General features: G+C 69.9%; 21 protein-coding genes and 1 pseudogene. 13 read left to right on the top strand and 9 right to left on the bottom strand.

The features are described 5' to 3' along the window. Positions 1-257: 257 nt before the first annotated feature. The 7 genes from ABZU75_RS15480 (at position 258) to ABZU75_RS15450 (ending at position 6,543) form a co-directional block, all read left to right on the top strand. A complete protein-coding gene (locus ABZU75_RS15480; RefSeq protein ID WP_355554334.1) occupies positions 258-1,415 on the top strand; it encodes a sensor histidine kinase in 1,158 nt (385 codons plus the stop codon). Then, positions 1,412-2,053, top strand: coding sequence for a response regulator transcription factor (locus tag ABZU75_RS15475; protein ID WP_355554332.1), 642 nt, complete (start codon positions 1,412-1,414; stop codon positions 2,051-2,053). The genes ABZU75_RS15480 and ABZU75_RS15475 overlap by 4 nt, the downstream gene beginning before the upstream one ends. Before the next feature lie 207 nt (positions 2,054-2,260). Further along, entirely contained in the window at positions 2,261-2,986 is a 726-nt protein-coding gene (locus ABZU75_RS15470; RefSeq protein ID WP_355554330.1) for a helix-turn-helix transcriptional regulator, read from the top strand. Positions 2,987-3,037: 51 nt separating this feature from the next. After that, the gene (locus ABZU75_RS15465) at positions 3,038-3,592 is read left to right on the top strand and encodes a hypothetical protein (RefSeq protein ID WP_355554328.1); all 555 of its coding nucleotides are present in this window, start codon (positions 3,038-3,040) and stop codon (positions 3,590-3,592) included. Positions 3,593-3,767: 175 nt separating this feature from the next. Next, the gene (locus tag ABZU75_RS15460; protein ID WP_355554326.1) at positions 3,768-4,478 is read left to right on the top strand and encodes a hypothetical protein; all 711 of its coding nucleotides are present in this window, start codon (positions 3,768-3,770) and stop codon (positions 4,476-4,478) included. A gap of 410 nt (positions 4,479-4,888) precedes the next feature. Then, positions 4,889-5,428 (top strand): sigma-70 family RNA polymerase sigma factor, encoded by a 540-nt coding sequence (locus ABZU75_RS15455; protein WP_355554324.1) that lies wholly within the window; start codon positions 4,889-4,891, stop codon positions 5,426-5,428. Beyond that, the gene (locus ABZU75_RS15450; protein ID WP_355554322.1) at positions 5,425-6,543 is read left to right on the top strand and encodes a hypothetical protein; all 1,119 of its coding nucleotides are present in this window, start codon (positions 5,425-5,427) and stop codon (positions 6,541-6,543) included. The genes ABZU75_RS15455 and ABZU75_RS15450 overlap by 4 nt, the downstream gene beginning before the upstream one ends. A 50-nt stretch (positions 6,544-6,593) precedes the next feature. On the opposite strand, the gene ABZU75_RS15445 is transcribed toward ABZU75_RS15450, so the two are convergent. The 5 genes from ABZU75_RS15445 to ABZU75_RS15425 are packed head-to-tail and all read right to left on the bottom strand — an operon-like array spanning position 6,594 to position 11,175. After that, entirely contained in the window at positions 6,594-7,370 is a 777-nt protein-coding gene (locus ABZU75_RS15445) for an ABC transporter ATP-binding protein (protein ID WP_355554320.1), read from the bottom strand. Beyond that, positions 7,355-8,386 carry an iron chelate uptake ABC transporter family permease subunit gene (locus ABZU75_RS15440; RefSeq protein ID WP_355554318.1) on the bottom strand — a complete coding sequence of 344 codons (1,032 nt, stop codon included), beginning with the start codon at positions 8,384-8,386 and terminating at the stop codon, positions 7,355-7,357. The genes ABZU75_RS15445 and ABZU75_RS15440 overlap by 16 nt, the downstream gene beginning before the upstream one ends. Beyond that, positions 8,383-9,372 (bottom strand): iron chelate uptake ABC transporter family permease subunit, encoded by a 990-nt coding sequence (locus ABZU75_RS15435; protein ID WP_355554316.1) that lies wholly within the window; start codon positions 9,370-9,372, stop codon positions 8,383-8,385. The genes ABZU75_RS15440 and ABZU75_RS15435 overlap by 4 nt, the downstream gene beginning before the upstream one ends. After that, positions 9,362-10,177: a siderophore-interacting protein gene (locus tag ABZU75_RS15430; protein WP_355554314.1), complete on the bottom strand. Its 816-nt coding sequence runs from the start codon at positions 10,175-10,177 to the stop codon at positions 9,362-9,364. The genes ABZU75_RS15435 and ABZU75_RS15430 overlap by 11 nt, the downstream gene beginning before the upstream one ends. Further along, on the bottom strand, positions 10,174-11,175 hold the full coding sequence (locus tag ABZU75_RS15425; RefSeq protein ID WP_355554312.1) for an ABC transporter substrate-binding protein: 1,002 nt from the start codon (positions 11,173-11,175) through the stop codon (positions 10,174-10,176). The genes ABZU75_RS15430 and ABZU75_RS15425 overlap by 4 nt, the downstream gene beginning before the upstream one ends. A 118-nt stretch (positions 11,176-11,293) precedes the next feature. Here ABZU75_RS15425 and ABZU75_RS15420 point away from each other — a divergent pair, with 118 nt between their 5' ends. From ABZU75_RS15420 to ABZU75_RS15410, 3 genes are all read left to right on the top strand, one after another. Further along, entirely contained in the window at positions 11,294-12,115 is an 822-nt protein-coding gene (locus ABZU75_RS15420) for an AraC family transcriptional regulator (protein ID WP_355554310.1), read from the top strand. A gap of 293 nt (positions 12,116-12,408) precedes the next feature. Then, the gene (locus ABZU75_RS15415) at positions 12,409-13,413 is read left to right on the top strand and encodes a hypothetical protein (RefSeq protein ID WP_355554308.1); all 1,005 of its coding nucleotides are present in this window, start codon (positions 12,409-12,411) and stop codon (positions 13,411-13,413) included. After that, the gene (locus tag ABZU75_RS15410) at positions 13,406-14,029 is read left to right on the top strand and encodes a hypothetical protein (RefSeq protein WP_355554306.1); all 624 of its coding nucleotides are present in this window, start codon (positions 13,406-13,408) and stop codon (positions 14,027-14,029) included. Before ABZU75_RS15415 ends, ABZU75_RS15410 begins: the two co-directional genes overlap by 8 nt. An 83-nt stretch (positions 14,030-14,112) precedes the next feature. Here ABZU75_RS15410 and erm read toward each other — a convergent pair whose 3' ends face one another. Beyond that, complete coding sequence (erm, locus tag ABZU75_RS15405) at positions 14,113-14,943, bottom strand: ErmE/ErmH/ErmO/ErmR family 23S rRNA (adenine(2058)-N(6))-methyltransferase (RefSeq protein ID WP_355554304.1); 831 nt, start codon at positions 14,941-14,943, stop codon at positions 14,113-14,115. Positions 14,944-15,299: 356 nt separating this feature from the next. Here erm and ABZU75_RS15400 point away from each other — a divergent pair, with 356 nt between their 5' ends. Further along, positions 15,300-16,112 (top strand): aldo/keto reductase, encoded by an 813-nt coding sequence (locus tag ABZU75_RS15400; RefSeq protein WP_355554302.1) that lies wholly within the window; start codon positions 15,300-15,302, stop codon positions 16,110-16,112. Positions 16,113-16,239: 127 nt separating this feature from the next. On the opposite strand, the gene ABZU75_RS15395 is transcribed toward ABZU75_RS15400, so the two are convergent. After that, positions 16,240-17,541, bottom strand: a complete 1,302-nt coding sequence (locus tag ABZU75_RS15395) for a GH1 family beta-glucosidase (RefSeq protein WP_355554366.1) — start codon at positions 17,539-17,541, stop codon at positions 16,240-16,242. Positions 17,542-17,609: 68 nt separating this feature from the next. Here ABZU75_RS15395 and ABZU75_RS15390 point away from each other — a divergent pair, with 68 nt between their 5' ends. Next, positions 17,610-18,266: a TetR family transcriptional regulator gene (locus ABZU75_RS15390; protein WP_350912090.1), complete on the top strand. Its 657-nt coding sequence runs from the start codon at positions 17,610-17,612 to the stop codon at positions 18,264-18,266. A 129-nt stretch (positions 18,267-18,395) separates the two neighbouring features. Here ABZU75_RS15390 and ABZU75_RS15385 read toward each other — a convergent pair whose 3' ends face one another. Further along, on the bottom strand, positions 18,396-19,334 hold the full coding sequence (locus ABZU75_RS15385) for an aldo/keto reductase (protein ID WP_355554364.1): 939 nt from the start codon (positions 19,332-19,334) through the stop codon (positions 18,396-18,398). 128 nt (positions 19,335-19,462) lie between these two features. Between ABZU75_RS15385 and ABZU75_RS15380 the strand changes: the two genes are divergently transcribed. Beyond that, complete coding sequence (locus ABZU75_RS15380) at positions 19,463-19,852, top strand: hypothetical protein (protein WP_355554300.1); 390 nt, start codon at positions 19,463-19,465, stop codon at positions 19,850-19,852. Positions 19,853-19,870: 18 nt separating this feature from the next. Here ABZU75_RS15380 and ABZU75_RS15375 read toward each other — a convergent pair. Continuing rightward, positions 19,871-20,074, bottom strand: a pseudogene (locus ABZU75_RS15375) (IS1380 family transposase); the annotation flags it as partial. Between the last annotated feature and the right edge of the window lie 18 nt (positions 20,075-20,092).

The following is a 20,092-nucleotide window of genomic DNA, read 5'->3' as shown; positions in this document are numbered from 1 at the left end:
TCGTGCGCCCAGCAGCGTCGTGACCTAGCGGCGGATCCCTGGGTTCGTAAGCTGCCGGTGTGAGTTCGGTCCGGGTAGCCGCCAGGAGGCCCGGTAGCAGACCGCGGTGTCAGGGGGCGCCTGGCGTCGGATCCGCGCGCCCGGGTCGCCGGGGGAGCGGGGACGCTGATCGGTGGCTCCGGTGCTCGGCTGAACGTCATTCCTTCGAGTGACGCGGACACTCCTCGCCTGCCCGCACAATTCTGCGCATGACTCCGATGAGCGTTCTACAGGAAAGAAAGATCGGCCCGGTCCACGTCCTCGACGCGGCGATCGGGATCGGGCTGGCGGTCTGGGCCGTCGGGCTGGCCTGGAGCCGTGACGGGATGATGACGCCTTTCCTGCTGCTGGCGACCCTGCCCCTGGCCTTCCGCCGGGTGAATCCGCCCGCGGCACTGGCCGCGACATTCGTCGGCGGCGTCGGGCTGCTCTTCACCGGGATCTATCCCATGTCCAATCTCGCGGTCGCCACATCCGCCGCCGTCGCCCTCTACACGCTGCTCAGGTTGCTGACGCGGCAGCAGGCCTGGGGGGTGACCGTGCTGGCCCTGACCGGGCTGTTCGTACTGGGCGTGTTGCTGAGCTGGGAAGGCAGGGGTGGGCTCGCCACCGCCGTGGTCTACGGGGCCATGATCGCGTTCTGTGTCGGTGGTATCGCGCTGCTGGCCGACCTCGCCCGCGCCCGGGGCGAGGTCAAGGAGGTCCGGCAGGAGAGCATGGAGCAGATGATCGCCGCACAGTGCGAGCAGGCCGCCATGGCCGAGCGGGCCAGGATCGCGCGGGAGATGCACGACATCGTGGCGCACTCCATCTCCAGGATCGCGGTGGAGGCCGAGACCGCCCCGTACACGGTCAAGGATCTCAGCGATCCGGCACGCGAGGGCTTCGAACAGATCGCGACCACCGCCCGCGAGACGCTGGTGGAGATGCGGCGACTGCTCGGCGTGCTGCGCACCGACGGCGGGGCGGGCGGCACCTCGCCGCAACCGGGCCTGGCACGCGTACCCGAGCTGCTGGAAGAGCACCGCAGGGCAGGGGGGACGGTCGATCTCGACGTCATCGGCGATGCCGTCCCGCTGCCCGCGGCCGTCGACCTGTCGGCGTACCGCATCCTGCAGGAGGCGCTGACCAACGCCCGCTCCCACGCGCCGGACGCGAACGTGCGCATCGAGCTCGCCTACCTGCAGGACACGCTGGCCATCAGGGTGAGCGACGACGGCCCCGGCCCTTCCCCGAACGCGGGCGGCCACGGCCTGATCGGGATGCGGGAGCGGGTGGTCATGCTGGGGGGCTGGCTCAACACCGGTACGGCGCCCGAGGGCGGCTTCCTCATCGAGGCGGGCCTTCCGCTGACGCAGGCGGAGGCGGCGGCGTGATCAGTGTTCTGGTCGCCGACGACCAGAAGAGCGTCAGGCACGGTTTCGCCGCGGCGCTGAACGCCCAGCCGGACATCACCGTCGTGGGTACCGCCGCGGACGGGGCCGAGGCGGTACGGCTGGCCAGGGAGTCCCGGCCCGACGTGGCGCTGATGGACATCAGGATGCCGGAGCTGAACGGCATCGAGGCGGTCCGTCAGATCGTCGCCGAGCTGCCCACCCGGGCGCTCATGATCACCACTTTCGACCTGGACGACTACGTGTACGACGCGCTCTCCGCGGGGGCGAGCGGGTTCCTGCTCAAGGACGTCAGGGTGAAGGATCTGGTGGAGTCGGTCCGGGTGATCGCGCGCGGGGACGCGTTACTCGCTCCCCAGGTGACCAGGCGGCTGATCGCCGAGTTCGCCAGGCAGCGGCCCCGCTCGTGCCCTCCCGCCGACCTCACCCCTCGCGAGCTCGAGGTGCTGCGGCTGATCGCGAAGGGTCAGTCCAACGCCGAGATCGCCGGAGAGCTGGTCGTCACCGAGCACACCGTCAAGACGCACGTCGCCCGGCTGCTGGCCAAACTAGGCCTGCGCGACCGCGCCCAGGCCATCGTCTACGCCTACGAGTCGGGACTCGTCGTCCCCTACGCCTGAAGCGGCACGTACCGGCATGTGCGGGCCCATACTCGCACCGACGACGAGGCGGATACTGGAACTGTCCGAATGGGGGCGGGATCGTGGCCGGCGTCTCGCGAAGGATTCGGACATCATCCGCCGGCACGGTGCGAACCGCATCGGTCAGAAGCTGCCAGTATTGCCCACGTTGGGGGTGAGGGGTGGCGCGGCTGGCGAAGGAGGCGTGTGGACGAGAGCGTGTCGTTGGCTCAGCTTGCCCATCGGCTGGAAGAGGTGGTCGGTGAGCTGCGCGGTATCCCCGTCGACGTCGAGCGGCTGGAGGACAGCGAGCTCGTCCGGCAGCAGATCGCGCAGGCCACTCACTCGGCGGGCGAGCTGCGCGCCATGCACCCGGTGGGCTCGTCGGAGAAGGGCCGTCAGGAGCAGAAGAGCAGACGCAGCGTGCTCGACGCCCTGCGGCGCGGCATGGCGATGCGCACGATCGTCCACGCGAGCGTGTTGGACGACCCGCGCAAGGCGGCCCGGATCAGGGAGCTGCACGCCGCCGGTAACCTGCACCGTGTCATCGAAGAGCCGATCCAGCAACTGCTCGTCTTCGACCGCGCAGTGGCGTTCGTCCGGATCACCCCCGTCGCCTACTCGCCGGGCGCCCTGGTGATCAGGCAGCAGAGTCTGATCACCACCCTCATCGACCTGTTCGAGCAGACCTGGGCCAGGGCCAGGGAGGTCACTGAGCCGACGCACCGGCTGACCCCGCGCGAGCGCGAGGTGCTCGCTCTGATCGCCGAAGGGCGCTCCAACAGCGCCATCGCCCGCGCGCTGTCGATCACGGAGGCGGCCGTCGGTAAGCACGTGGCCGGTGTGTTCGTCAAGCTGGAGCTACCCGCAACTCAGGACGACAACCGGCGGGTGCTGGCGGTGCTCGCCTATCTGCGCGGCGCGGCGCAGTAGTGCCAGGCCTACCTGGTTCTCGCCCCAGCCCCAATGCAGACGGAATCCGGCATGGACTTCAATGACGGCATGCAACGAATGACTGGATTGCTGGTTGGCGCGATCTTTGGCGCGGTCTTCGTCGTCGTCAACGCGCAGAGCCCGTTGAACGCCGTGACCGTGAATTTCCTGCGGGTGGCCGCCTGCCTGGGGGCCGCGAGTGTTGTCGCCATGTGGTTCGCCACAGCCCGGAGGAAACAGCCCGCCGTGGGCCCGCGGCGGAACATGTTCGGCCGTGGCTACCTGATCGTCGTCGCTGCCGAGGCGATCCTGCTCTTCGGCGGACTCCGGCTGCTCGCCGCCTGGGGACGTCCTGAGCAGACCAACGTGGCCTGGGTGGCGTTCGTAGTCGGTGTGCACTTCATCGCGTTGGCGCCTGTCTGGAAGGACTGGGGCATCGCCGTACCCGGTGTGGTTCTCACCCTGCTCGGTGCCGCCGGTCTCGTTCTGGCGTCGACGGCCGCCGTCGCCTGGGTGCCGTTCGTCAGCGGTGTGCTGTCCGGGGTGGTGCTCCTGACCGGCACCGCCACCTTCGGCTGGCGCGCCATGACAGCTCGGACGGCCTAGCCAGGCTGCCCGCTGCGGGATCGATCACGCAGCGGGCCGGGTGCTCACCTGGTCGGGACGAGCGGTTTTCGCGCACGGGAGGTCTGAACAGCGTGCGTGTTCCATCATGTTCGGTGAGGGGACTGCCCGGTGGGTGAGTCCGATGCCTTTGGAAGACGAACTGAATGGGAGCGTCATGGTCGACCGTCCTGACGGCTGGCGGATGCGTGACGGGCGGACGCTGGTCGCCGGGCCGGTGGAACCGTGGGACGCGGGTCCTCCCGGCCTCGATGAGATCTTCGGCGGTGAGTCCGCCGGCGCGGGCGGTGCGGGTGTCCGCACCCACTACGCGCTGGACGCCTCGGGAGCGGTGGACCGGGTGTACGACACCCGGGTGTTCTCGCTGGAGGACGAGTCGTACGTGACGGCGTACCGGGTCGAGGGGGACGCGCTGTACGCGCACCACTTCGTCTACGACCACCGGCACGCCGAGGGGCGGCACGAGAGATCGCTCGAATGCGCGGGGCTGATCCCGCTGGCTCCGGCACGGGTACCGCCGTGGGAACGGGTCCTGGCCGCGGTCGCCGAGCTGGCCGACCACGAACGGGCCGAGGCCGCGGTCCGCAGGGGCGGGCTCGACGCGGTACGCGCGTCCTTCGCCTCGGCGCTGCCGGACCACCCGGGGGACGGCGTGCTCCGGCTGGAGCTGACCCTGGAGGGGGAGCGGCCGGTCGTACGGCTGAGTGGAGGGCGCGTCCTGTGGTGGGCCACGACGGCGGACCACACCCACCGGGAACTACTGGCCCTGCTGCGGGGCGTCCTTCCCGCCGGATACGGCGACCGTCCGGTGGAGCTCGTACCGTCAGCGGCCATCGTCGACCACGCCCTCTGGGACCCCTGGAACTGACCGGGAACTCAGGCGGTCGGCACCACCATGGGGTGCCGGTGACCGGGTCGCCCTCCAAGGCCGCACGACCACCTTCACCGCCGACACCGCCGAGGAACTCGCGGCCCACGTCGTGCGCTTCCGATCAGGCTATCCCCTGACCAGACCCCAACCGCGGCGATAATCCGCACCGCTCACACCACCCTGCCCGATCAATGCCTTAAAACCGCGCTGTCCGCCAGGGCCTACACCATCGCAGGGCGAAACCAGGTGGATCACCCCCCGCCGATAGCCGTAAGAGTTCAATGATCAGGAAGTCGCTGAAGACCTCGGGGTAGGCATCTCTGGGGCGCGGGATCGAGGGGGTGACGAACGACGAACTGAGCGGTCCCGGGAAGCAGCGGATCGGGGAGGGCAAGCGTTCCTAGAGTATGAACGCTGAGATATCGCGGCTGGCGAAATGGGCGTCCCAGGCGCGGGGTCTGCCCGCGGTCCCGGCTGAGGTTCTGCTGACGGCCCTCTACCGCAGCCACAGGCTCGACCTGATACGGCTCGCGGTACTTCTCGTCGGCGATCGGGAGACAGCCGAGGACATCGTTCAGGATGTGTTCGCCCGGTTGCACGGCCGCCGCCCTGAGACCCTCACGCTCGCCTACGTCAGAACATGTGTGCTCAACGGCTCCAGATCGGTGCTCAGACGACGGATGGTGGAGTCGCGCTGGACGGAGAGGGGCAAGGAGACGCTCGACTCGTCGGAGACGGACGTGCTGCTCGGGGAGTCGCGCCGGGAGGTGCTGGACGCGCTGGGCAGGCTGCCGAAGCGGCAGCGAGAGACTCTGGTGCTCCGCTACTACCTGGACCTGTCCGAGTCGGAGACGGCCCGGACCATGCGCGTCAGGGCGAGCACCGTCCGGTCCACGACCGCCAGGGCACTGGCAAGACTCCACCGCGAGCTGGGAGGCAACGCATGAGCAGGATCATCGAGGACCGGCTGCGCGACGCGATGGCCGCCAGGGCACGGACCGTGCGGGACGATGGTCCACCCCCGCCTCTCCCCGGACCGCGCCGCCTCCTGTGGGGGAGGTGGACGTTGCCGCTCGCGGTCGCGGTGGCGACCGTTGCCGTAATGGCCGGAATCGGGGTGACCGTACGGGGCGGGGAGAGCGGACGACCGCCGGTGCTCGCGCCCGCGACAGCCCCCGCGCCGCCGTTCTATGTCGCGGCCGTGGTGACCTCCTCCACGGTCAAGACCAAGAATGCGACGCACACCAGCTCGACCCGAGGCCCGCTGGGCGTCTACGACAGCAGGACCGGTGAACGTACGGCGTGGTTGCCCGCGCTTGACCACAGCCAGGTCGCCGGACTTGGTGACGGCCGTACCTTCTTCATGGCCGGGAGAGAGCGGGAGGGCGCCCCGCTGCGGTTCTACCGGATCACCCTGACATCGGACGGCGAGATCGGTGAGCGGGTCGCGCTGTCGCTCCCCGCCGATCTGCGAACCGAGAGGCTTGATGTGCTGGCCGCCTCACCGGACGGGCGAAAGCTGGCGTACAGCGTCAGCAAGCCGTGGACCGACCTGCGAGAGGTGCGAGTGGCGGATGTCGTGACCGGCGAGGTGCGCCGCTGGCGTACCTCCAAACCCGGCGCCATCTACCGGATGGCCTGGGTGGGAGGCGCCCGCACACTGGTGTTCTCCTGGCAGGACAACGATCGGCCGTTCGGCCAGGAGGCGATGCTGCTCGACACCTCCGTCGCGGGCCGCGACCTGTTGTCCGCCAAGCCGGTCGACGGCGACACGACCTTCTTCGCCGCCAGGCCGGGCGGATCGAGCTTCGTCACCCAGGAAGGGGGGAAAGATGTGAGGGCTCCCTCCCTGGTCGAATTCTCAGTGACCACCGGTAGGCGAGTGCGCGCGTGGGTTCCCCAGGAGTGGTTCAAACCGGTGGCGTTCGACGCGTCGGGGCGGGTGCTGCTCGGTATCGTCCGAGGTGGGGCTCCTGCTCGGCTGGACGGTCAGCGGGTGACCCGGATCAAGACGCCCGAACTGCCGCAAGGGCAGGACGTAAGGCTGGAAACCACCTGGTAGGGGCATGGTGGCGCGCGGTTTCCGTGTTCGGGCCGCCTGGCGGGTGAAGGTCAGGCGGTCGGTACCACCATGGGGGTGCCGGTGACCGGGTCGGGTACGACGACGCAGGGCAGGTCGAAGACCTCCGAGATGAGCTCGGCGTCGACGATGTCGGCGGGGGCTCCCTCCGCGACGACGCGGCCGGCCTTCATCGCCACCAGGTGGTCGGCGAACCGGCAGGCCTGGTTGATGTCGTGCAGTACCGCGATGACCGTGCGCCCCTCGTCGCGCAGCCGCGCGAACAGCTTGAGCAGCTGGTACTGGTGGGTGATGTCGAGGAACGTGGTGGGCTCGTCGAGCAGCAGGTAGGGAGTCTCCTGGGCCAGCACCATCGCGACCCAGACGCGCTGGCGCTGGCCTCCGGACAGCTCCTCGACACCCCGCTCGGCCAGTTCCGCGACGCCGGCCGAGGCCATGGCCTCCTGCACGGCCCGCTCGTCCTCGGCCGACCAGGTGGACAGCATCGACTGGTGCGGGTAGCGACCCCGGGCGACGAGCCGCCGCACCACGATGTTCTCCGGGGCGACCAGGCCCTGGGGCAGGAACCCGATCTGTCTGGCGATGGCCTTGGGCCGGTAGCCGTTCACGTCGCGGCCGTCGAAGCCGACCGTACCGGCCGAGGGCTTGAGCAGCCGGACGAAGGAACGCAGCAGCGTCGACTTCCCACAGGCGTTGGCGCCGACGATGGCGGTGAACGCGCCGTCGGGCACGTCGAGGTTCACGTGCGCCGACACCACCCGCTCGCCGTAGCCGAGGGTGATGTCCTGGGCGGTCAGGCGCGCTGCCACGGTCGCCTCACTTCCTTGAAGAGCAGCCAGATGAGATAGCACCCGCCGATCGCGGTCGTCACGACACCGACCGGCAGCGCGACCGGCGCCAGCAGCAGTTGCGCGATGAGATCGGCGGCCAGTAGTAGCACCGCGCCGGTCAGCGCCGCGGGCACCAGGGGCACCCCGGCCTCGCCGGCGAGGCGGCGGCCGATCTGGGGGGCGGCGAGTGCGATGAACACGATCGGCCCGGCGACCGCCGTCACGGTGGCGGTGCAACCGACGCCGACCAGCACGATCAGCAGCCGGAGGCGGCCCAGGCCCACGCCCGAGGTGACGGCGAGCTCGTCGCCGAGCGCGGCCTGGTGCATCGCCTGCGACAGCGTGACGAGCAGCAGCGCGAGCACGCCGATGACCAGGAACGGCAGGCGTACCTCGTCCCAGTCGACGCCGTTCAGCGAACCCGCGCTCCACCCGGTCGCGGCGATCGCGACATCGAGCTCGGCACGGAGCACGATCCAGGAGTTGACCGCGGTCAGGATGGCGTTCATCGCGATCCCGATGACGACCAGCCGCAGGCCGCTGAGCCCCGCGTCCAGCGACAGCAGGTAGATGGCCGCCGCGGTCAGCAGGCCGCCCGCCACCGAACTCACGGCGAGCTGCGCGGAGGTCCCGCTCAGCAGCGTGAGCGCGGCCAGCGCGCCGGTGTAGGCGCCCGCGTCCAGGCCGATGACGTCCGGGCTGCCGAGCGGGTTGCGGGTGAGGTTCTGGAAGATCGCCCCGGCCAGCCCCAGGGCGGCGCCGAAGACGAACGCGGCGGCCACCCGGGGCAGCCGCCACTCCCGGATCACCAGGGCCGAGTCCCCATGACCGGCGAGCGCCGCGAACACCTCCGAGGGCGCGGCCCAGGAGGGGCCGTGGCTGAGGCCGAGGAAGGCCAGGGCCAGCGCGACGCCGGTGAGCACGAACGACATCAGGATCGTCCGGCGTTCGATCCTGACCGAGCGGGAGCCCGCGCGCAGCACGACGGCGTTCACAGCGACGCCGCCCCGTAGCGCCGGACGACCCAGATGAGCACCGGGCCGCCGAGGAAGGCGGTGACGACGGCCACCGGGACCTCGCCCGTCGGCAGCAGCACGCGCGATCCGATGTCGGAGACCAGCAGCAGGATCGGGCCGAGCACCATCGTGTAGGCCATCAGCCACGGAATCGAGCCGGCGGCCAGCCGACGGGCCAGGTGCGGAATCATGAGCCCCACGAAGGTGATCGGTCCGGCCACGGCCGTGGCGGCGCCGGCGAGCAGGGTGACGAGTACGAGAACGCCGAGCCTGGTCCGTGCGGTGTGACCGCCGAGCGTGTGGGCGACCTGGTCGCCCAGGACCATGGCGTTCAGCGGCCTGGCCATCGCCATGGCACAGACCAGGGCGATGCCGATCGCCAGCAGCGGGATGGTGTGCGACATCTGCTCGCGGCCGGCCAGCGCCCCGACGGACCAGAAGCGGAACCGGTCGAAGACGTCGGGAAGCATCAGGCGCATGCCGAGCGAGAGGCCCGCGAGTACCGAGCTGAGGGCGACGCCGGCCAGCACGAGCCGGAGCGGGGAGGTCCGGCCGACGGAGTAGACCAGGAGCACCGCGAGCACGGAGCCGGCGAACGCGAGCATCAGCTGCGCGAACTGTGACCCCGCGAGACCGAGCGCGCCGCCCAGGTTGATGACGAAACCGGCACCGGCGGTCACCCCGAGGATGCCGGGTTCGGCCAGCGGGTTGCGGGTCAGCGTCTGGATCAGTGTGCCCGAGGCGCCGAGGGCGGCGCCGACGAGGATGCCGAGGATCGTGCGCGGCACCCGGACATCGCGGACGATCAGATGATCGTCACTGCCGGCGTAGTCGGCGAAGGCACGCCAGATCTCGGCCGGTGCGATCGCGCGCGTTCCGACACTCACGCCGGCCACCGCCACCACAACGAGCAGCGCGAGGGCCGCGAGGAGGATCGCGGCCCGCGCCGGTAGATCAGTCCTCAAGCCCGGCAACTCCGCGCTTCCAGTATCCGGTGAACAGCGAGTCGAGCCGTCCCGCGCTCCACGAGCGCAGCGGCTTGATGTCGCCCGCCTCCCCGGCCGCGAACAGGAAGGTCCGCTCCTCGGGCAGGGGCAGGGAGCGCACCGTCTCCGCGAGCGAGGAGCGGGTGCCCTCGCGGACCAGCCAGACGACCTGCACCCCTTCGCGCGCCGCGAGCGGGTAGGCGTGCTCGGCGGCGTCGTCGGTCTCGATCACCACCTGGGCCGAGACGTCGGCCGGGGACTCCTCCAGCCAGCGCGCGACCGCGGGCAGCGCGGTGGCGTCGACCGCGAAGACGTAGTGGCCGTAGTTGTGGGGGAACGCCTTGGCCCCCGGCGGACCGGCGATCGTGAGCTCGTCGCCCACCTCGGCGGCGACCGCCCACGCCGACGCGACCCCGCCCTGGTGGAGCACGAAGTCCAGGTCGAGCTCGCCGGCCTCGGCGTCGTACCGCCGCACCGTGTACTTGCGCGTCGTGGGTATCGGCCTCGGCCAGTCGAGCTCCAGGTGGTCGTTGGCGACCGGGGCGCGGCGGGTGCCGTCCGGATCCGGGAAGACGATCTTGACGTGGTCGTCGGCCTGGTAGGTGTGGAACCCTTCGAGCCCGGGGCCGCCGACGGTCAGCCGGAGCAGGCGCGGGGTCACGTACTCACGCGCGAGCACCGAGACGGTGCGGACCCCGATCGGGTAGCCGATACGCGCGGTGCCGGTCCCGGACCGGTGGTGGGAGGCGACCCGGCCCTGCGGGTCGAGGCGGTCGATGCTCATCGGCCGAGCAGCGGCGCGAGCGCCTCGTCGATGGAGTCCAGCGCCTTGAGCGCCGAGCGGTACGTCGCCGCCTCGGTGTAGCGCAGCGGGAAGACGTTGCCGGCCTTGACCGCGGGCAGGTTCTTCCACAGCTTGGAGTCGAGGACGTAGCGCACCGGCTCGCTCACCGAACCGTCGCTCTCCAGCGTGTACGTGACGGCGTCGGCCTCGGCGAGGCTCTCCGGCAGCTCCTCGATCGAGGGGTGCTCGCTGACGTCGAGCGCGTTGCCGCCCTTCTCCTTGACCTCGCCGTAGTAGGTCACGCCGATGTCGGAGGCGATGTTGGTGCCCCACGACCCGGCGAACTCGCGATGGAACGTTCCCTTGGCGATGTCGCCGTAGGCGCCGACGTGGCCGAACTTCACGCCGTCCAGAGCGCCCCGGTACTTCTCGGTGAGCTCGGCGGCCTTCTTCTCGTACGCCGCCTTGGCGGTCTCGAAGTCGCCGAGACGGCCCGCGGCGTCGGACTGGCGTCGCGACAGCTCGCGCCAGGCGGAGGGGACGGTCGGGCCGAGGACGACGACCGGGGCGATGGACTCCAGCCGCTTCATGTCGAGATCGGCGAGGGCCGGCTTCGGGACGCCGATGACGATCAGGTCGGGCTTGGCCTTGGCGACGGCCTCGTAGTTGGTCTCGGCGGCCGTCTCTCCGGCGACCTTTTCGAGGCCGTTGTACGTCGCCAGGTCCTCCTCGGTCATCATCGCCAGACCACGTCTCCAGCCGGAGATGCCGACCAGGGGGGTGTTGGCCTCGATGAGCGCCGGCACCGCGTACCCGGTCGCGACGACGCGCTTGGGGTCGGCGGGGATGGTGATCTCGCCGTTGTCGGCGGCGAAGACGCGGGTCTCGGGCGCCGCGGCGGCGGACCCCTCGCCGGAATCGGTGGAACCGCAGCCGGCGACCAGGGCGAGTGTGAGGGCCAGAGCGCCGGCAAGGCGCCAGGGCTGTCGGGAGGACATGGGTGTGTTCCTTCGGGGTGTTTCAGAGCGGGAGAGTGGCCCGACCTCATGGTCAGACGCTACTTAGGTTAGCCTTACCAAAACCTTTCTGATATCGACGGGAGGCCATCCGATGTCGATGGGAAGTCACTCTGCGACCGGTGCCGGCCACTTCGGGACCGATCCGCTCTGGTGCGAGGAGTACGGCTACGGCCTGGGCACGCTCACCGGCATCCTCGTGCTCAAGTACCGTTCGGCGGCCGTGCTCGAATTCGGCCAGAGCAGGCAGGACTTCCTGCACCAGCTCTACTGGTCGCCCGACGGCGTGCTCTCCACCCGGCACGGTGCCGACGCGCAGTTCGTGGGCGCGCGGGAGGCGTTCTGGGCCCACCGCGCGGTGAGCCACGAGGTGCGGGCGGCGGACCGGCAGACCGTGTACCGGGTCTGCCTGCGCCAGGTGCCCGAGGTGCTCGGCGGGCTGCGCGCCGGCGCGGTGTCCATCGACGACGAGGCGGCCCGGCTCGTCCAGGCGATCGCCCGCCCGGGGTACGACGAGCAGGCGGCACTCGTCGCCCGCGAGCGCATCATGGCCGGACTCGGCGCGTCGACCCGTGACTTCGTCGGCCACCACGCCACCGGTACCGGATTCGCGATGACCGTCGCCCGCGCGCTGTCACACGACCCGGGCGACCCCGTCCTCCTTGAGGAGTGGGCCGAGCGGTTGCACGTCAGCGTCAAGACGCTACAACGCGACTTCGTGCGCGAGTTCGGCATGCCCTACTCGCAGTGGCGCACCAAGCTGCGCCTGCGTGCCTCGCGGGTGCTGCTGGAGAGCCAGCCGGTGGCCGAGGTGGCCCGCCGCGTCGGATACGCGACCCCCTCGGCCTTCATCACGGCCTTCGCCAGGGAGTACGGATGCACGCCCGGTCGCTACGCGTTGCGCGAGGCCGATTCGGCCTGACGGTCCGGATGGCGGTGCCGGCGCCCTGCTCGACGAGGTGCGCGGGGTCGTGCCTGGATCCGTGACGGCCGGCACCCTGGGGCGTCCGGTGTCCGCTCCTCATTTGGCTACGCACCAAACCGGGATATCGCCGATGGATAAATTCGATCCCGACGGGTCTCTCGTTCTCTCCGGCAGGTAGAACGTCGTTTTCGCGGAAGAAATCAAATCTCCTGTCGGAGAAGTAGATCCATCCGTTCCGTTTCCCCGTTAACTTGGGTGAATCAGCCGGCTGGTCAGGTGAGGGCGGTGGCGTGCGCGGAAAAGTTCTTCTGGCCTGGTTCGGCGCCAATGCCGAAGCGCTGATCGCGCTGGTGATCGCGGTTGTGGCGGGTGTGCTCGGGCTCACCGGTGTGGCATCGGTCGCGCATGTCAACAGCGCCATCCTGGTCACGCTCGCGGCGCTCTCGCTCGCGTTGCTGCGTGAGCGTTGGGGAAGGGAGTCCGAGCCGGATACTCGCAAGGCCCTGCTGGCTGCCGGGGCCGCCTTGGAGCAGTTGCCCGATCAGCTTGAGCGGATCAACGCCGTCGATGACGTGATCTCCGATGCCAGGGTCGCGCTGGACGAGGCGGCCAAGGTCAGGGTCCTGACCGGAAGCGAGATCTCCCGGGTCCTGGCCGAGGCCAGGAGCGAAGCCAAGGAATGGATTTTCAAGGGGGGCACGGCGACTTTCGTACGGGCGGTGGTGATTCCCGAATGTGTACGGCGGGCGCGGCAGAACCGCCGGGAGTTGAGTATCCGGCTGGAGATCCTCGATCCGATGAATTATGAGCTGTGCGCGCGATACGCGAACTATTTCCGGCGCATGGTCGACGACCCCAACGAGGACGAGAGATCCTGGACGGCCAAGCAGACGCAGGTGGAGTTGTACGCCACGATCTTCGCGGCGTGCTGGTGGCAACAGAGATACCCGCGCCTCAAGATCGCTGTGGGACTCTCGTCCACCATGACCATCTTCCGCTGGGACATGACGCAGGCGTGCGTGGTCATCACCGAGCGGGGCCCCCGCTTTCCCGCCATGCTGATCAAAGAAGGTCGCTTCTACTACGACTACTGGCGCAATGAACTGGACGAGAGTTTCAACCAGGCGCGGGCCGTGCCGTTGCGTCGCGCCCCGATGCTGAGCGATACGCCTACGGTGGAGGAAGCACGAGAACTGTTCACCCAGCTGGAGATGCAGCTTCCAGATGCCTACTCCGATTCGGACGTCGCAGCGGTCGTCAGGCACGCCATCGACGCCGACAACCCGTATGTGTGAGGTCGACCCGGTACGAGCTCTGCGTGACGGCGACACGGTGAGCCTGCGGCGGTGGGCGCGGGACACCATCGCCGAACTGTGCTCGGGACGCCGTTCCATCAAGGCGGTCCGGCACCCCCTGGAGTTCGTGTGCCTGCCCCTGCGTCGGGACGGATTGACCGGACTCTGCCTGCACCTGTGGGAAGGCGAGGGAGAGGAGGTGTATCCCGTCGTCCACGCGCACAGCTGGGACCTGTGCAGCTATGTGCTGTCCGGCACGGTGTTCAACGAGATATTCGAGATTCGTGACGACGCCGCCCGCCGGGGTCATCGCCTGTATCAGGTGGACAGTTCGGACGGTGTGGACGAGGCCCGGTTCACCGAGCGCTTCGTCACCTCCGTCCGCGAACGGCTGGAAGAGGTCCCGGAGGGACGGGTCTATCGCCTGGCGGCCGGGCAGTACCACCGCAGCGGGCATCGTGGCCGCACCGCCACCGTTGTGCTGGGAGAGCATCGTCCCGGAGTGCACAACCTGGTGCTGGGCCCGCTGGACGGTGAGCTGTCGACGAGCCGTCGTGAGTCGTACCCGGCGGACAGGGTCCTGGCCCTGTTGCGGCCCCTTGCCCATGCTCTGTGACGGGGCGGTACCGGATGGCTCGGGCGGGAGGGGCCCGGGGCCGGCCGATGAGGTCGGCCGGACCCGGGCGGTGTGCGGGAGTGTCAGCAGAGCAGCTCGAAGAGGGTCAGCCACCGGTCGGGGTGGACGAACGCCACCACCGTGTCGCGGTCCACTCGCGCCTCCGCGAACGCGGCGTCGACCCGGTGGGCCGCGTACCGCATCCGCAGCGAGGCGTGCAGCGAACCGCCGAGACCGGTGAAGCCGTACTCGACGAACTCGCGCCAGGCCGCGTCCCGCTCCGCGGGCAGCAGCCGGACACCGCGCGGCTCGATCCGCAGGATCGCCGAGTCGACGGCGGGCACCGGCCGGAAGCTCATCCGGCCGACGCGGCCGGCCAGCTCCCAGGAGTGACCCGGCCAGGTCAGTACGGTCAGCCTGCTCCAGCGGCCGAAGTCGCCGGACCGCTTGCGCGCGTACTCCAGCTGGGTGAGCAGGGTCGCCGAGGTGAGCGCGGGGGCGCGCAGGCACCAGTCGACGATCCTGGAGGTGATCGAGTACGGGATGTTCCCGGCGACCGCGAACGGTTCGCGCGGGGCCCGCGCGGTCAGGAAGTCACCCCTGATCACCTCGATTCTGTCGTCGCCGCGGGTGCGGGCGGCGAGCCTGCCCGCGTGTCGCGGGTCGATCTCGTACGCCACGACCCTCGCGCAGCTCTCGGCGAGGGAGAGGGTGAGAGCACCCTCGCCCGCGCCCGGCTCCAGGACCAGCCCGTGCGATCCGGCCGCGGCGGCCATCTGCCGGACGGCGTGCGGATCGACGAGGAAGTTCTGCGAGAGGGTGCGTCTGGCCCGGTCGCGGTCATCGCGACCGCCGCCGTTCCTTACCTTTCTCTGGGTGTGCGAATGGTTTCCGTGCGCGAAGGAGTGCGCCACAGCCGTCGCCCTTTCGGGTCCGAGGTGAAAAAGGTCTCGGAAAGGCCCTGGGCGCGCATCGGGGACGCGTGCGGAACGGAGTGGAGGTCGACGCGTCCCTAGCGGGCCAGAGCCCGGCTGCCGCGAGGACGGATCACGTAGCCGACCAGAAGGTTGGCGAAGTACATGCACATGGCTCTGGACGCTACGGGCCCCTCTCGCCGGCTCGCAACGGATTTTCCGCTCCGTCGGAGGGGATCTGTTCTGGTGTTCGCCGTGGCGGCGTGCTCAGATAACCGGCGTTTGCCGATAATGCGGAGATCTGTGTTCGTGATGGCCACCAGGTTGTTCGCGACCGCTCAAGGAGAGAACCACTGATGATCACTTTGAACAACGGGGTCTCCATGCCTCGGCTCGGCTTCGGCGTGTACCAGGTGCCGCCGCCGGAGACCGCCCAGGTGGTGAGCGCCGCGCTGGAGGCGGGATACCGGAGCATCGACACCGCGAAGCTGTACGGCAACGAGCAGGGGGTGGGCGAGGCGCTGGCCGCCTCGGGGCTGCCGCGTGACGAGGTCTTCGTCACCACCAAGCTGTGGAACAGCGACCACGGCTACGACGCCGCCCTCGCCGCCTTCGACGCGAGCATGGAGCGGCTGGGCCTGGAGCAGCTCGACCTCTATCTCATCCACTGGCCCACCCCGGCCAGGGACCTGTACGTCGAGACCTGGAGGGCGCTGGAGAAGCTGTACACCGAGGACCGGGTCCGCGCCATCGGGGTGTCCAACTTTCAGTCCGCCCACCTGCTCCGCCTCATCGAGGAGTGCGACATCGTCCCGGCGGTCAACCAGGTCGAGCTCCACCCGGCACTGCAGCAGGTCGAGTTGCGCAAGTTCCACGCCAGGCACGGCATCGTCACCGAGGCGTGGAGCCCGCTGGCGCAGGGGGCGGTGCTCGTCGACCCGGTGATCGTCGACATCGCCGAGAAGTACGGCAAGACCCCGGCCCAGGTGGTCCTGCGCTGGCACCTCGATCTGGGCAACGTCGTCATCCCCAAGTCGGTGACGTCGTCGCGGATCAGGGAGAACCTCGACGTCTTCGACTTCGCCCTCACGGACGAGGACATCGCCGAGATCGCCAAGCTGGACGCCGGCACCCGCATCGGCCCCGACCCGGACACCTTCAACCGCTGAGTGCGGTGTCCGTGCCGTGGCGGTGAGCCGCACCGCCACGGCACGGACCCCGTGTCGGGAGCGCGATGCCGGCTCCCGGTGTACGCGGGCGTCCGAGCACGCGGCGCCGGGCGGGAAAGACGTGACGTCAGCTCTGTGAGATCCGCCGGCGCAGCCACGCGTAGGAGGCCTTGGGGGTGCGCCTCCCGGTGGGGAAGTCGACGTGGACGAGTCCGAAGCGCTGGCTGTAGCCCTCGGCCCACTCGAAGTTGTCCAGCAGGGACCAGACGTAGTAGCCGCGCACGTCCACCCCCTCCGCCCGCGCCCGCTCGACGGCCCCGATGTGGCCGTCGAGGAAGTCGATCCTGGCCTGGTCGTCGACCGTCCCGTCAGGGGCCGGCTCGTCGGGCTGGGAGCAGCCGTTCTCGGTGATGTAGACCGGCGGGAGGGCGTCGCCGTACCGGGCCCGGAGGCCGACCAGCAGCTCGCGCAGGCCGTCGGGGACGACGGGCCAGCCGAAGGCGGTGGTGGGGTAGCCGGTGACGCCCGCGTCGGAGAAGGGGAGGCCCTCATCGGTGGGCGCGGCGATCCGGGTGGGGTTGTAGTAGTTGATACCGATGCCGTCGAGGGGCGCGCCGATCAGATCCAGGTCGCCGTCCCGGACACAGTCCAGGCTCACCCCGTACGCCGACAGGTCGGGATAGGAACCGAGCAGCACCGGGTCGTTGAACAGGCGGTTGTGCAGGGTGTCGTAGGCGTCGGCGGCGGCCAGGTCGGCGGGGTCGGCGGAGGCGGGCCAGACCGGGGTGCAGTTGTTGGTGATCAGGATCTGCTCCGCGCCGCGCGCCCGCAGCTCCCGCACGGCCAGGCCGTGCCCGAGCAACTGGTGGTGGGCGGCGGGGAGCGCGTCCAGGACCAGGGTCCTGCCGGGGGCGTGGGCGCCCAGCGCGTAGCCGAAGACCATGTGGACGAAGGGCTCGTTCAGGGTGATCCACATCGGGATCCGGTCGGCGAGCCGGTCGGCCACCGCCGCGGCGTACTCGGCGAAGCGGTAGGCGGTGTCGCGGTTCAGCCAGCCGCCCTCGTCCTCCAGGGGCTGGGGCAGGTCCCAGTGGAACAGCGTGGCCGCCGGGATGATGTCCCGCTCGCGGAGCGCGTCGGTCAGCCGGTCGTAGAAGTCCAGGCCGGCCTGGTTGATCGCGCCCTTGCCGGCCGGCTGGACGCGCGGCCAGGCGATGGAGAAGCGGTAGGAGTTCACGCCGAGGCCGGACATCAGCTCGACGTCCTCATCCCAGCGGTGGTAATGGTCGCAGGCCACGTCACCGGTGTCGCCGCCGCGGACGCGGCCGGGCTCGTGGGTGAAGGTATCCCAGATCGAGACGCCCCGCCCGTCCTCGGCGACGGCGCCCTCGATCTGGTAGGACGCGGTCGCCGTACCCCACAGGAACATTCCGGCCTCCAATGCATGAGTCTGGCTCATGTTAACCCCCGGGCCTGCTCGTGGGGGATGATGGGGGGATGACGAACGTCTCCGGGGGAACGCTTCGCCGCCGCCCTGCCCAGCGCCGCAGCCTGGAACGGGTCGAGCGCATGCTGGACGAGTGCGCGCGGCTGCTGGACGAGGTCGGCTACGAGGCGCTGACCACCAAGGAGGTCGCGCGCCGCGCGGAGGTGCCGATCGGTACCTTCTACCAGTTCTTCCCCGACAAGCAGGGGCTGGTACGGGCGCTGGCGCTGCGCAACCTGGAGGCGTTCCTCGGCCGGATCACGGCCAGGCTCGCGGAGGTGCGGCTCTCCAACTGGACGGAGATGGTCGACCTCGCGATCGACGAGTTCGTCGCGATGAAGCGGGCCACGCCGGGATTCGCCGTCGTCGACTTCGGGGAGGTGCTCGCCGCACCCGGCGGGCCCGTGGTCAAGGGGACCAACCGGATGCTCGACGCCGCGCTGGAGAACAACGTCATCGTGGCCGACCGGCTCCGTACGATCACCGTCGAACTGCTCGGCGCCCCGATCGGCCCCGAGCTGGATCGGGCGCTCTTCGTCGCGGTCGAGGCCGCCGACGCGGTGCTCAAGCTCGCCTTCCGCTCCCTGCCGGACGGGGACCCCGAGCTGATCGCCGAGTGCAAGCACCTGGTCCGCCGCTACCTGTCGGCGCACCTGCCGCAGGAATGACCCCGGGCGCCCGCGTTGGCAGGCGTTCCTGCCGGGGGAGGCGCCGTACCCGGCCTTCACGGCAGGGTACGGCGTGGTCGCGGGCCTGCCCCGGGCCTCCGTGACCTGGGGCGGGATCCCGATGCTCCTTCAGCGGGCGGCGTCCAGGCGGGCGCGGTGCTCGCCGTCGAGCTTGAGGTCCAGGGCGCCCAGGACCTCCTCCAGCTGGGCCACCGAGCTCACCCCGACGAGCGGGACCGTCGTGACGTCACCGCCGGTCAGCCAGGCCAGCACCACCTGGTTGACCGTCGCGCCCAGCTCGTCCGCGATCTCCCGTAGCGCGGCGAGCCCGCGCGTGGTGCCCGGGTGGTCGTAGGCGTCCTGCATCGGCCGGTCCGCGCGGGTGTAGGAGCCGGCCATGAGCGTGTTGTACGCCCACAGGGTCAGACCGGGCTCCGAGCGCAGGTAGTCGAGCATGTCGTCCTCGACCAGGACGTGACCTGAATCGGGCAGCCGCGTCCCGTACCGGGGGTGCAGGTAGGTGTGGCGGAGCTGCACATGGGTGTAGAGCGGCCGGCCGGTGGCCCGAGAGATGGCGCGGGCGCGCTCCAGACTCCAGGCCCGCACGTTGCTCGCGCCGATCTCACGGACCTTGCCCGCTCCGACCAGCTCGGCGAAGGCGCCCAGGGTCTCCTCCAGGGGTGTGGAGCGGTCCTCGATGTGGGCCCAGTACACGTCGACGTGGTCGGTGCCCAGCCGCCGCAGGCTGCCCTCGGCGGCGGCGGCGATCGCCTTGGCGGACAGGCCCTCGGCGGAGTCCAGGGTCCGGTCACCGGGGACGGTCGGCCGGGCGCCGCACTTGGTGCTCAGCACCACCCGGTCGCGGTTGCCCCGGGCGGCCAGCCAGCGGCCGAGGGCCAGCTCGCTCTCGTCGCCGGTGGCACCCTCCTTCCAGAACGCGTAGTTGTTCGAGGTGTCCAGCAGGGTGCCACCGGCCTCGGTGAACCGGTCGAGGATCGCGAAGGCGGTCTTGTCGTCGAGGAGGGTGCCGAAGGGAATGGTGCCCAGGGCGAGGGGGATGTGTGTCATGGGGATGACCTTGAACGCTGGAGTGGACTCCAGGTCAAGCGGGTTCATCCAGAAATTTTTGGGCTTGACCTGGAGTGGGCTCCGGGTGGCATGCTGCCTGATGCGGTCCGTGTGATCCGGTCCGTGCCTTGCAGCATGCGCTCTACCGGGCGGCCAAGGCCGACCCCGGACGAAGATTCCATGCGCTGGCGGACAAGGTCTATCGCAGAGACGTCCTTTGGCGCGGGTGGGCCGCGGTGCGTGCGAACAATGGTGCACCGGGCATCGACAAGACCACGCTGGAGAGGGTCGAGGAGTACGGCGTCGTCCGTCTCCTTGACGAGCCGGCCGCTGAGTTGAAGGAGGGGCGCTACCGGCCGTTGCCCGCGCGAAGGGTGTTGATCCCCAAGCCCGGGTTGCGAGACGAGTACCGTCGGTTGTCGATTCCTTCGGTTCGGGACCGGATCGTGCAGGCCGCGTTGAAGATCGTGCTCGAGCCGGTCTTCGAGGCCGATGATGCGACTGTCATGTGCTGGTGAGGTGAGGTTGAGCATGGCGGTGATCTCGGCGACCCAGGCGCCTTGCCTTACCTGCCCCTCGGCGTCGTAGGCGGGTGTCCATGCGCCGGCGGGCAGGCGCAGGATCGCCTCACCGATGTCGTCGGTGATGGTGAATCCGATGGAGTACTTCAACCACCGGCCCGGACGCGTCAGCCAGGTGAGGAACTCATGGGTGCCGCCGCCTGAGTCGGTGCGGATCAGGACGTGGCGGCGTCGGGC

The sequence above is a fragment of the Streptosporangium sp. NPDC005286 genome (genome assembly GCF_040607515.1).
GTDB lineage: Bacteria > Actinomycetota > Actinomycetes > Streptosporangiales > Streptosporangiaceae > Streptosporangium.
This window is presented reverse-complemented; position numbering and strand designations above follow the sequence as displayed.